At 58.5% G+C, this 12,444-nt stretch carries 10 protein-coding genes and 1 tRNA gene; 1 reads left to right on the top strand and 10 read right to left on the bottom strand.

The window, feature by feature from the left end:
- Positions 1 to 118: 118 nt before the first annotated feature.
- Complete coding sequence (locus tag ISF27_RS02265) at positions 119 to 1,120, bottom strand: LysR family transcriptional regulator (RefSeq protein WP_194608709.1); 1,002 nt, start codon at positions 1,118 to 1,120, stop codon at positions 119 to 121.
- Positions 1,121 to 1,304: 184 nt separating this feature from the next.
- On the opposite strand from ISF27_RS02265, the gene ISF27_RS02260 reads away from it, so the two are divergent.
- Positions 1,305 to 1,375: transfer RNA gene (locus ISF27_RS02260), tRNA-Trp, on the top strand.
- 100 nt (positions 1,376 to 1,475) lie between these two features.
- Here the strand turns inward: ISF27_RS02260 and ISF27_RS02255 are convergent.
- From ISF27_RS02255 to ISF27_RS02215, 9 genes are all read right to left on the bottom strand, one after another.
- Positions 1,476 to 2,015, bottom strand: coding sequence for a hypothetical protein (locus ISF27_RS02255; RefSeq protein ID WP_194608707.1), 540 nt, complete (start codon positions 2,013 to 2,015; stop codon positions 1,476 to 1,478).
- Positions 2,016 to 2,058: 43 nt separating this feature from the next.
- Complete coding sequence (gene radA, locus ISF27_RS02250) at positions 2,059 to 3,459, bottom strand: DNA repair protein RadA (RefSeq protein WP_194608705.1); 1,401 nt, start codon at positions 3,457 to 3,459, stop codon at positions 2,059 to 2,061.
- A gap of 62 nt (positions 3,460 to 3,521) precedes the next feature.
- Entirely contained in the window at positions 3,522 to 3,938 is a 417-nt protein-coding gene (locus ISF27_RS02245; RefSeq protein WP_194608703.1) for an endosialidase, read from the bottom strand.
- 146 nt (positions 3,939 to 4,084) lie between these two features.
- Positions 4,085 to 6,577 (bottom strand): ATP-dependent Clp protease ATP-binding subunit, encoded by a 2,493-nt coding sequence (locus ISF27_RS02240; RefSeq protein WP_194608700.1) that lies wholly within the window; start codon positions 6,575 to 6,577, stop codon positions 4,085 to 4,087.
- 30 nt (positions 6,578 to 6,607) lie between these two features.
- Positions 6,608 to 7,645: an ATP--guanido phosphotransferase gene (locus tag ISF27_RS02235; RefSeq protein WP_194608698.1), complete on the bottom strand. Its 1,038-nt coding sequence runs from the start codon at positions 7,643 to 7,645 to the stop codon at positions 6,608 to 6,610.
- Positions 7,642 to 8,301, bottom strand: coding sequence for a UvrB/UvrC motif-containing protein (locus ISF27_RS02230; protein WP_407926037.1), 660 nt, complete (start codon positions 8,299 to 8,301; stop codon positions 7,642 to 7,644). Before ISF27_RS02230 ends, ISF27_RS02235 begins: the two co-directional genes overlap by 4 nt.
- Entirely contained in the window at positions 8,298 to 8,708 is a 411-nt protein-coding gene (locus ISF27_RS02225; protein WP_194608695.1) for a GntR family transcriptional regulator, read from the bottom strand. Before ISF27_RS02225 ends, ISF27_RS02230 begins: the two co-directional genes overlap by 4 nt.
- Positions 8,709 to 8,868: 160 nt before the next feature.
- Positions 8,869 to 10,359, bottom strand: a complete 1,491-nt coding sequence (locus tag ISF27_RS02220; RefSeq protein ID WP_194608693.1) for a cohesin domain-containing protein — start codon at positions 10,357 to 10,359, stop codon at positions 8,869 to 8,871.
- Between the two features lie 21 nt (positions 10,360 to 10,380).
- Positions 10,381 to 12,366 (bottom strand): SH3 domain-containing protein, encoded by a 1,986-nt coding sequence (locus ISF27_RS02215; protein ID WP_194608691.1) that lies wholly within the window; start codon positions 12,364 to 12,366, stop codon positions 10,381 to 10,383.
- Positions 12,367 to 12,444: the final 78 nt, after the last annotated feature.

Here is a 12,444-nt window from a genome sequence, read left to right as displayed (position 1 = left end):
GGAATCCCGCATCCCGCGAAGCCAGGCTCCGCCCGATGCGTGGTTCCCGAAAGATGTCCGCTGCCCGTAAAAGGAAGAACCGGGACGCCTCCCCTGAAAGGAAGCGCCCCGGTTTTCTTTAATCTTCTTCGCTCTCCGCCGCAGCGTCCCCCGTATCCGCCACCGGATGTTCTTTTCCGGTGATCACCCGGAGGAAGGCGTTCATTGCCGGCGAGAAATAGCTGTTCTTCTTGTAGCTCGCCGTGATCACCCGCCGCGCCGCCGCCGGTGCCAGCCGGTAGAAGCAGACCTTGCTGTAATCGTGGTTGGTGCCGAGGATCAGCGTGTCGCTGATCACCGACGCCCCCATGCCGAGCTCAACATAATTGTACAGGGTTTCCAGACGGTCAAGTTCCAGGAGGACCTCCGGCTTGAACGATTCCTCCTCGAAAATCTCCTCCGTGTGGTTGCGGATATCATTTTCCTTTGTGATCAGGACAAATGGCGTCTCCCGGAACCCGGAGAGCGGCACCGGCGTCACCTCATCCGACGTCAGCTTCCCGTCCGCGATCTCCTGGCGGGAAACCTGGTACTCCCTGTACTCCTCGTTGATCGGGAACTGCGAGGGCACACAGAGGACGAGGTTCTCGTTCCACAGCGGGATGCTGGTGAAAATGTCCCTGTCCATCTCCTGGTTATCGATGATCATGTCGATGGAGCCATTCATCGCGTAATTGGCGAGCGTGCGGGAATCCGCGTCCACAACGGAGAGGTGGATGTTCGGATACTCCCGGCTGAACTCGAAGATATACTTCGGAAGCGCGACCGAGGAGAGCAGCTGGCTGCTGCCGATGTCCAGGGTGCCTCCCTGGAGATTATTTACGCTGCTCAGATAGTTGGTGAAGGATTTTTCGATGGCGAAGATCTGCTCCGAGGCTTTGATATATTCCTTCCCGGCTTTGGTCAGCCGGATCGGCTTCGTGGTCCGGTCAAACAGCGGTACGCCGACCTCGTCCTCGACCCTCTTCACCATAACGCTCAGCGAGGGCTGGGAGACAAATAGCTTCTGTGCCGCCGCCGAAAAACTTTTTTCTTTATATACCGTATAAATCAGATCCTTGCGATTAAACAAGCTGCTCATGATGATCGTCTTTCTCCCTGTTTTTCAAGTCATCTCCCGGATACCCGGTACGTTCCCTAGTCTACCACGTTTTCAGGTTATGCCGCAAGTTATAATTACTATTGATGATTTCGTGTTCTCCGGGATGGCAAATTCTGTTGACACGATTTTCGCCTTGTGGTATATTAAACAGGTCGGATTTCTTAGGGGAATAGTTCAATGGTAGAGCTACGGTCTCCAAAACCGCCGATGGGGGTTCGAATCCCTCTTCCCCTGTTTCATCAGAATGGGCTGTTGAGATTTCATTTTTCATGAAATCACAGCAGCCCATTTTCGTATCTTTTTATCCGGCGCACGCCGGGGAAGAATCCAGCCTTCAGCCTTCTTCCTCCAGATTCCGGATGGTGCAGCTCTCCACCACGGTTTTCCGGTCGATCAGCACTTTCCCGTCCTTCTCAATGCGCAGGATCCTCGCGATCTTCTCCTCCGGGATATCCTCGAAAATCTCCCGGCTGATCTTCTCCGTCCGCCTCCCCTCCGGTGTGTCGTGCGTCACCTGGAAGATCGTTCCGGCAGGCCACTCCTCCAGGACATGGGAAATATTCATCAGATAAATGGCGTCAAAGGCCTCCGCGGTGAACTTTTCCCAGTCTTTTTCGAGCATAGCCCGGTCGCCGAAAACCATTTTCCTCGAGCGGCTGTCGTACAGGCCGATCCGCTGGGGATTGTCCCGGTCCAGGCAGTCCGCCATCCACACCTCATAGATCCCGTAGCTGGTCCTGGTGAACCGGTAAATGTACCGGTCAAGCGCAATCGCATGCCCCGTCTTCAAAAACTCGATGATATTCTTGTCTTCCCTGATGCACGCCTTGAGGTCTTCCACAGCAAGCGATAGAAAATTGCTGTCCCTGGTCATGAGGATCACCTCCCAATCCGCTGAATGGACAGTTTACGGGAAACTACTCCGCCTTGAGAAGCCCGATAGCTTCCCGGACATTCCTTACGCCGACAAGCCGGATCCCGGCGGGCGCCTCGATCTTCCGCAGGTTTGACGCCGGGAGAATGCACCGGTCAAAGCCCAGCTTCAGCGCCTCGCGGACGCGCTGCTCCGCCATGGAGACGGAGCGGACCTCGCCGGAGAGGCCGACCTCGCCAAACACGACGGTCTTCGTGTCGACCGGCACATCCTCGCAGCTGGAGCTGAGCGCCATCACAAGGGCGAGGTCAAGGGCAGGCTCGTTCATCCTGAGCCCGCCGGCAATGTTGACGTAAGCGTCGTACTGCGAGAGCTCCAGGCGGCAACGTTTCTCCAGCACCGCCATGAGGACATTTACCCGATTATAGTCTGTGCCCGCGGCAACCCGGCGCGGCATCCCGAAATTCGTCCGGCTGGTCAGCGCCTGCACCTCCAGCATGATCGGCCGCGTCCCCTCCATCAGGCAGGCGGCAACGCTCCCGGAGGCGTCCTCCGGACGGCCGTCCAGCATGAATTCCGACGGATTCTCGACCTCGTGGAGGCCGTCCTCCCGCATCTCGAACACCCCGATCTCATTCGTGGAGCCGAAGCGGTTTTTGACGCTCCGGATGATCCGGTAGGACGCGAAGCGGTCCCCCTCGAAATAGAGCACCGTGTCCACCATGTGCTCGAGCACGCGGGGACCGGCAACCACGCCCTCCTTGGTCACGTGCCCGACGATGAAGGTGGTGATCCCCTCGCCTTTGGCCACCTGCATGAGCACATTCGTGCATTCCCGGACCTGGGAGACACTGCCCGGTGCCGAGGTTACCTCCTCGATAAACATGGTCTGGATAGAGTCAATGACTACCGCGTCCGGCTTCGTCACCTGGATGACCTCAGCAATCTTCCCGAGATTCGTCTCACAGAGAAATTCCAGCGGCCCCGTGATTTTTCCGATCCGCAGGGCGCGCAGCTTGATCTGCTTGAGTGATTCCTCCCCGGAAATGTAAAGAACCTTTTTCCCCTGGAGGGCGAGATTCCGGCAGACCTGGAGCAGGATCGTGGATTTTCCGATTCCCGGATCGCCGCCGACGAGGACAAGGGACCCGCGGACAATGCCGGAGCCGAGAACCCGGTCAAGTTCCCCGAATCCGGTCGAGGTGCGGTCCTCCTCCTCGATTGAGATCTCATCGATCGTCACCGGACGCTCCGACGGGGCAAGGAAGGCGGAACCTCCCTGCGCGAGAGGCACGCCCTTTCCTCTTGTCCCGGCAATCCTCGCCGGGGCAGAGGGAGCCTCTACCATCGTGTTCCACGCCTTGCAGGCCGGACACTGGCCGGACCACTTCGTCGATTCATAGCCGCACTCTGAACAGAAAAACGTTGTCCTGGACTTCGCCATCACACTGCTCCTCACTCGTAAACAAACGCCGGGTACCCTGGAGGTACCCGGCGCCGTGAAATTTACTCTCTCTCCTCAATCCGGATGGAGATCGGCTGTTCCCTGTCCATCTCAACACTGATGACCAGTTTGCCGCTCAAGTTTGTCCGTTCCGATCCGGTGGAAATATCATTGACAAAAACCTCATATTCCCTGTCCTCTTCCATCTGAATCGTGATCTGGGCGTCCTCGCTGCCTTCCACGTCAAACGTGATCCTGCTGCCGCTGACGGTAAAGTTGTGAACCGCCGTGCCAGGTACTGACTCATAGACAAACATTCCGTTGCGCTCCAGCTTGGTAATCTCCCGGTAAGTTTTTACCTTGTAGAGATCCCCCTTGTACTCAAAATCAGAAAGCTTTGCTTTCTCGGGGAGCTCGTAATTCCCGAAACTGATGCTGCCGTCCTTCTCAACCCTGATCAAGTCCTTAACAACTGGCATTTCCTTTCCTCCGATGACATTGGTTATTCTGGTGCCCTAATAGTAGCACATCGGCAGCGGAAATTCCACCGGATTCCCGAGAATTGTTTCCCGGCAGAAACCCGGGCAGGCCAGCCCGCGGCTGCCGACGGCGGATTCCCGGAACGTCAGCCCGCCGTCGTCACCGGCGCCTTCTCCCCACTTCCGCTCTTTACCGCCTTATGGCCGGCGAAGGTCAGCTTGCCGTCCTTCGCGCTGACGTCGACCTCCATGCCGCTGCCGATCGTTCCCTCGAGCAGCGCCTCGGACAGGCGGTCCTCAACCTCATTCTGGATCGTCCTGCGGAGCGGCCGCGCCCCGTACTTGGGATCAAATCCCTTCTCCGACAGCCAGTCTACCGCCGCGCCGTCGAAATTCAGCTCCATATCCAGCTGCGCCCTCGTCCGGCGGTTGATGGTGCTGAGCATGATCTTGGTGATCTGGCGGATATTTTCCTGGGTCAGCGGGTGGAAGACGATAATCTCGTCGATCCTGTTCAGGAACTCGGGGCGGAACATCTGTTTCACCTCTTCCATCACCCGGCTTTTCATGAACGCATAGTCCGTATTCTCATTCTGCTCCGCGGCAAAGCCCAGATGCTTCGGGGAAATGATATTCTCCGCCCCGGCGTTGCTGGTCATGATGATCACCGTGTTCTTGAAATCGATCTTCCGCCCCTGGGCGTCCGTGACATGGCCGTCGTCCAGGATCTGGAGCAGGATGTTGAACACATCGGGGTGGGCTTTCTCGATCTCATCGAACAGGATCACGGAGTAAGGATGGCGGCGGACCTTCTCGGCAAGCTGGCCGCCCTCCTCGTAGCCGACATAGCCTGGCGGGGAACCGATGATCTTCGCGACGCTCTGTTTTTCCATGTATTCCGACATATCCACACGGATCATCGCGTTCTCCGTGCCGAACATCGCCTCGGCGAGTGCCTTGGAGAGCTCCGTCTTGCCGACACCGGTGGGGCCGAGGAACAGGAAGCTGCCGATCGGGCGCTTCGGGTCTTTGAGGCCGACGCGGCCGCGGCGGATTGCCTTGGCTACGGCGGAAACCGCCTCCTCCTGGCCGACCACGCGCTGGTGGAGGACCTTCTCCAGGTTCAGCAGCCGCTCCGCGTCGCCCTCGCTGAGTTTTCTCACCGGGATTCCGGTCCAGTCGGAAACCACGTCGGCGATCTCATTTTCCCCGACAGAGAGGGTGCGCTCCTTCTTCTTTTCCTGCCAGGATTCCTGGAGCTTCTGGATCTGTTCCTTCTTCTCGGCCTGCTGCTTCTTGAGCAGTCCCGCCTGCTCATACTCCTCGCGGCGGATCGCCTGCTCCTTGTCCGCCTCGAGCTCCTTCACCTCATCATTCAGTTTCCGGATCATGCCAGGTTCGGCGTAGCCGCTGAGGCGGACCTTGGATGCCGCCTCGTCAATCAGGTCAATCGCCTTGTCCGGCAGGAACCGGTCATTGATGTATCTCGCGGACAGGTGGACGGCAGCCTTCACCGCGTCGTCCGTGATCCGGACGTTGTGATGATCCTCGTAGCGGCTCTTGAGCCCCTCGACGATGGCCACACACTCCTCCTCCGACGGCTCCTCCACCATAACCGGCTGGAACCGGCGCTCAAGGGCGGCGTCCTTCTCGATCCGCTTCCGGTATTCATCCACCGTGGTCGCGCCGATCAGCTGGATCTCCCCGCGGGCGAGCTGCGGCTTCAGGATATTGGAGGCATCAATCGCCCCCTCGGCGCCGCCGGCGCCGATGATCGTGTGGATCTCATCGATAAAGAGCAGGATATTTCCCGCATTGTGGACTTCCTCGAGAACCTTCTTGATCCTCTCCTCGAACTCCCCGCGGTATTTGGATCCGGCGATCATGCCGGAAAGGTCAAGGCTCACCACGCGCTTGTTCTCGACGGAATCCGGGACATCGCCCCGGACAATCTGCTCCGCAAGTCCCTCGACAACGGCGGTCTTGCCGACGCCCGGCTCTCCGATCAGGCACGGGTTATTCTTTGTCCGCCGGCTCAGGATCTGGATCACCCGCTCCATCTCCCGGTCGCGGCCGATCACAGGGTCAAGCTTCCCGTCGCGGGCAGCCTGGGTGAGGTCACGGCTGTATTTGTCCAGCGTAGGCGTCTCCTTCTGCTGGGCGCTCTCCTGCGCCCCCTCCGGGCCAGCCGCCTGCGGCGTCTCGCTGCCCATCGCGCTCAGGATATCCACATAGAGTTTTTTCAGGTTGATGTTCATCGTCGTCAGCAGGCGGCTTGCGCTGCAGCTGGAATTTTTCAGGATGGCGATCAGGATATGCTCCGTGCCGATCAGGGACGACTTGAAAAATACCGCCTCCTCATAGCTCTGCTGAATGATGGCCGTCGCGCCGGGCGAGTATTCCACCTGGCCGGCGACCTGGGTCGGCTGGGAGGTGGACATCAGATGCTCCATGAGCTCGAGAACCCTGTCCTCCGTGACCCCGTTGCCGGCAAGAACAACGGCTGCCATGCCGGTGCCCTCGCGGATCAGACCGAGAAGCAGATGTTCCGTGCCCACATAGCCGCCGCCGAACTGCTGCGCCGCTTCGACCGAAAGCTGCAGGGCGTTTTTTGCCTTTTCGGTAAATTTATCAAACATTGGCAGTTTTTCCTCCATTTCTATCAGGGATTATGCGAGATCCGGAAGATTATCCCGGATATAGGAAGCCCGCACTTCCTCCAATTCCTCCTGCCCGAGAGGCTTCTCCGACATCTTCTGGAGATTTGCCGGCTGGATCTCCGTCATCAGCCGGTAAATGCTGACCGGATCTGCCGGCTTCAGCAGCCCGTCCTCAATCCCCGCGCGGACATGGGAGAGGAAGGTCATTGCCTCCTTGATGGCAAGCTTTCTCGCGTATTTCAGGACGCCGTAGGATTTGAATGCCTCATCCTCGCGGCTCAGCCGGTGCTCCTCGAGCGACTGCCTCCGGATCTGCGTTTCCTGCCCGGCCAGCTGGTGGGCAGCATAGGTGACAAGATCCAGAATCTCCCGCTCACTGATCCCGAGCGTCTTCTGATTATAGACCTCGTAGATATCCCCGACATTGTCGGTGCCGCGGCCGTAGAGCCCGCGGAAGCCGACCCCGAAGCGGGAAGCCATATCGGTCAGGAAGTCCTGGAACTTCCTGCTGGCGTTCAGGGACGGCAGGTGGACGAGGACAGACGCCTTGAGCCCGGTTCCCACATTGGTAGGATAGGAAGTCAGGTAGCCGTATTTCGGGCTGAATGCGTAGTAGATCTTCTCGTTCACATAGTCGTCGAGCATGTCCGCCTCCCCGTAGCAGGCATTCAGCTGGAATCCCGGCTTGATGATCTGCATGCGCAGATGATCATCGCCGTTCAGGATGATGCTGGCCTCCTCGTCGTCGGAGAGAAGGATGGCGCCGGGAGACTTTTTCTCCACCAGCGTCTTATTCAAAAGGCGCCGTTCCCGCATCGCGATGCGGTCAATCTCCGGCATATCGCCGAGGGACGTGAACGAAAAATTTCTGCCTGTCCGGGCGCCCAGGTCGCTGAACTTCTCCTCCAGGCGGCTGATCATCGTGTTCGCCTCCCGGTCGCTCAGCTTCGACGGGAACTTATATTCCTCCCAGTTTCTCGCAAGGCGCACCCGGCTGGAAATGATATTGGACGGATCATTCGCCACCTGTTCAAACCATTTGCTCATTGCACCGCGCCTCCTTCCGGACCGGACCCGCCGGTGCCCGGCGCCTCACTGCCTCCGCCGTCACTCTTTCCCGGAAGGCGGCGGGCAGCATCTGCACCGGCGGCAGCTTCCTTTTCTATGGCACGGATCTTGTCCCGGCAGGCTGCCGCCTGCTCATAATCCTCACTCCGGATGGCCTCCTCGACCCGGCGCTTCAGCTGCCGGATTCTCTCCTCCGGGGAAAATTCAAGATCGCCCTGTTTGTCCATCCGGCTCTCCGCCCGGACGCCGGCGCGCATCTTCGGAACCTTGCCCTTGTGGGTATCATTATCCTGCAGTTTCTTGATCTTTTCGCCGATCAGCATGTCAAATACATGGTAGCAGTCGGCGCATCCGAAGCAGCTGTTCTGAACGAATTCCTGGTAGGTGGTCCCGCAGGTCGGGCAGGAAACCTCCGCCAGTTCCTGATCTTCCTCCGAAGAGGAAGGAAGTCCGAGCAGACCGGTGAGAATCTTTCCCAGCGGAAAATCCCCCTCAATCAGCGCGGAAACCGGCCCGAAATTCAATTCACGGGCACACTGGGCGCAAAAGTGGTGTTCCGTCTTCACCCCGTTACGGATCTCCGTGAAAGAGATATTGGCTTCACGGATGCCGCATTTCTCACACAGCATGGTCATTTGCTCCTTTCTTCCCTGTCCTCACTCTTCCTGCACTGGCAGGGAAATGTGTCATAAATCTCGTCCACCATCCGGTGAATCTCTTCCCGGGTGATGTTCTTGCAGGATCCGGCAGCCAGCAGCACACCGAGGTCATGCCGGATCAGGTCCAGCATTCTCTTTTTATCCGGATCCACATCGACCACCGCGCCGCGGCGGCGGTCCAGTTTGATAAAGCCCTCCTGCCGGAGAACGGAGTACGCCTTGTTGACCGTGTGCATATTGATCCCGATCTCATCCGCCATCTGGCGGACCGAGGGAAGGCAGTCGCCTTCCCGGAACTCATCACAGGCAATACCCACGATAATCTGATTTCTCAGCTGGATGTAGATGGCCTCATCGCTGTTAAAATCCACCTCAACGATCATGGTTCACCTCTCCCGTATTGTCCGGCTATGCCGTTTGTTATAGCCATTATATAACAGAAGTTTTGTTTGTCAACCCCGGCATGCGGGGGTTGACAGTAACATTTGCTGAGAAAAAGCGGGGCAGCCCGTTTTTCCTCAGGCTGCCCCGCGATAAATACTTTTATAGGTCAATCGGCCCGTCGTCATCGGACCTCTGTTCTTCGGCTGCCGCCCTGGCCGCGGCTGCTTTCGCTTCCGCCTCCCTGGCCGCCTTCTCGGCCTGTTCTGCCGCCTCCTTCAGCCGCTTTGCCCGCTCTGCCTGCGTCTGGCGGATCGGGATTTCCGGCCCTGCCGGCCTGTCCTTGCCCGGCTTGCCGGAGGAAGATGCCTTCTTTCCGGCAGCCCCCGCCTTCTCCCTGCCGTTCTTTCCGGAAGTCCGGCCGAGATCCGGCATATACTCGTCATCATCAAACCGCCCGTCATCTTCATTGTCCAGGCTGCGGAGATATTCCAGCTCCTCCTTCCGGTCTTTTCTGCGCAGAAGAAGGTTGATGGTTGTGAAAAAGAAAATCAGCGTGAGCACCGCGAGGGCAATCGTCACGATCATCCGGCGGTTTGTCTGGTTCTTGAGGCTGTTGTAGCTGTCAATCATCTGATTGACTTCCTCATCGCTGTATTTTCCACCCTTGTCCGCGAAATACCGCTGGATGGTTTTCTCGGTCAGGTCATAGGAATAGAGGCCCGCCTCGCCGCCCGTGGTCTGCCCGTAGATCAGGCAATATTCCGGATTTTCCTGGTTTGACGGCGTCCAGCCGGTCACCTGGTAATTGCCGTTGAGCTCGATGGTCGTTTCGGTAAACCCGTCCGGAATCTGCACCGTGTCATCCGGTTCCTTCACAATCAGCGTCTTTTTCTCGACATTGATCGTGATAAAGCTGGAAAATGTATCCGCCGATGCGTCATAGATAAAGAAGCTGCCGTTTCCATCGCCGTCCACCAGGTAAAGCAGCGTCATTTCCCCGGCAGTTGCGCACTCCACACTCGCATCCTTATATTCGATGCTGCCCTCGGAAAAACCGTCCGGAAGGGCTTTCTTGTCGAAGGACTGTGCCACTGTGTAGGATGTGCCGTTCACCTCGACCGTCTGCGTGCTCAGGGCTGCGTTCGCGCCGGACGCACCGCCGGATTCCTTCGCCGCGGAGCTGGAATCTGTGGAACCCGTCCCGGAGGTGACGGTTACCGTGGAAGATCCGGTCTTGCTGACCTTGATCTCCTTAGAATCCGTGTCATAAATCTCGCTCGAGGTTACCGTGATCTTCGTGCTCCCCTCGGCGAGTGCCTTGAATTTCAGCGTATAGGTCACCGTCTTCGCGCTGCTGGAATCCGTGCTGGCAGAGAGATGGACAGAACCGGCACCGCCGCTGGCATCCGCTCCTTCGGAAAATTGCAGTGCCTTGTCATCGTACTTGAGCATCAGGTCGGTCTTCCCGATATTGCCGTCAGCGGAGGCGATCTTCACATTGACTGAAAAGCTGTCCCCCGTCTTGACCTGCGGATCGGAAAATGAGATTGCCGCCGATGCGGCCATCGCCTCCATTGTCCACCCGGGCGTTCCCAGCGCGCAGATCAGCGCGAGGAAAAGTCCTGCCAGAATTACTCTCCATTTTTTCATCATTTCTCCCCTTTTTGCTGTTTATTCCCCAAGTTTTGACCCTCCGGGACCGGATACTCTCCAGACATGGTAATTCGAGCTGCTGCCGGCAGAATCTGCCGGAGATATAATTTTAACCGATGTTCCCGCGGATGTCGAGGACGATGTCGTGCTGCCGGAGGATTTTCCCCCGGAAGTCTTCCCGGAGGAAGTTCCCGACGAGGCGGTCACGCGGCCCGGTCCCACAGCCTCCGACGATGATGACCCTGACGAGGTTTTCCCCGGCGTGGAAGCTCCGGATGCCGAATTTGAGAATAGCGGCCCGCCATCGCTCCGGGTGATCGACAGGACATAGCTGCGGACAGCGCCGTTCTGGGCAGTCACCGTGATGGTCACCTTGGTTGTTCCATCCGCAAGGCTGGCGGTTCCGGCTCCCGAAACCTTCGCCTTCTGGTCGATCGCCGAGGCGTCGATATTGACCGAGGTGACACTGCTGTTGACCGACACCGTGTAGTTTTCCGTATCCCGGTCAAAGGACGGGGAAATGGCGAATCCCTCCACGGCAAGCCGGCTGAGCTTGTTATTCGGGCTCCCGTCACCGGCCGGTTTCGCGCAGGCAGTTTCCGGCATCCCGCTGTAAACTGGGATAGTAAAGGTCACCGCGCTGTCCAGGAGCGCGCTGTTCTTGGACAGCACCATCCCCTCCTCGTAGGCTCCCTCGACATTCGTCATATACTGGTGCTGATAGCGGCTTGACGAGGTGACATTATATTTCTTCAGATACAGGGTAGACTGGCCGCGGCTTAAGTAATTCTCGCCGTACCATTCTGCTCCGCCCACGATTGCCCTGCGGACCGTGTTCCACGGCCTTCCGTAGGTTCCTGGCTGGGAAGCCCACCAGAGGCCGCGCTGTACCGCGCTCATGCTGCCGGCGGTATATGCCTCGATATTGAAAAAATTGTAGATCCCGCTGTAACCGCCAACGGTTCCGGAAATGCTGCTCCCGGTGCCCTGGTTGCCCTGCTCCTCGAGAATCATCGCTGCGAGCATGCAGGGATTGACGCCGGACTCCGAGGCCGCGTCCATGAGGATGTCGACGTAGGTTTCTGTCGTCCCGGACGCTGCCGCTGCGTCAGGGCCCTGTGCCGCCGCGCTTTCCGCCGCTGTGGATTCCGCGGCGGCCGCGGTCGTCTCCCGCCCCGGCCCCTGCGGCTCACTTGAGCTTCCGGAGTTCCCCGCCGAGGCCGTACCGCCGGACGGCGTACTTCCCTCAGTGACTGACCCCGCGAGAAAGGTCCCGCTGACCATCCTCGATAACAGCTCCCTGGTCTGCGCGGAGCTGTCATAGCTCTGCTCCATGAACTGGAAAATGCCCCGCTCGGTCAGGAAATTCCGCGGATCCATATAGTACGCGATGATCTCGCTGGACGCCGCCACCCAGGTACTCCCGTCAAGTCCCGGCCAGGTTCCTGACGACCAGTCATAAGCCCCCTCCGCGGTCGACTTCCAGGAGGAGATGCTGTTTCTCTCGACCATGTTCCGGCCGACCTTGCTCTCCTCGCTGATCACGGTATTCCAGTCCAGCCCGGTATTGACTGCCTTGAAGGTCCAATTGGGATGGGCCTTCTGAAGTTTGCCAAGAAGGGACTGATAGCTTGCCGGAAAAGCGCTAAGCCCGGTGCCGGACGAAGGCGCGGAGGACGTGCTCCCGCCGCCGATCTTCACATACTGGGCGGAAATATAGCCCTCGCCGCCGTCAAAGCGGATATGATCCCAGGAGTTACCGTCTGTCCCGGCCACCTGTTCTGTGACCGTAACCCGCGCATTCCTGGAGAGCACCGCAACCTTGCTGTAGGAGGTGCCGGGTCCGCTCCGTACATTAACATTCGTGGCATTCACGCTTCCGGCCTGCTCCGCCGCAAAAACCGTCCCCGCCGGCTCCCGGAACAAAGCCGCGGCTGGGCTGAATGCCGTCATGAGCGCGGCGCCGAGAACCGCCGCAATCTTAATTTTTCCTCTGTTGATCATTGCTGTCTCCTGCCCCGGTGAGGGGAACTCATTCTGGACAAAACCTTTCTTGATTATAGAATTTTTCACAGCATCATG

The sequence above is a fragment of the Clostridium vitabionis genome, assembly GCF_015351765.1.
Classification (GTDB): domain Bacteria; phylum Bacillota; class Clostridia; order Lachnospirales; family Lachnospiraceae; genus Clostridium_R; species Clostridium_R vitabionis.
The sequence above is the reverse complement of the archived record's forward strand: the minus strand, read 5'-3'. Positions and strand labels throughout refer to the sequence as shown.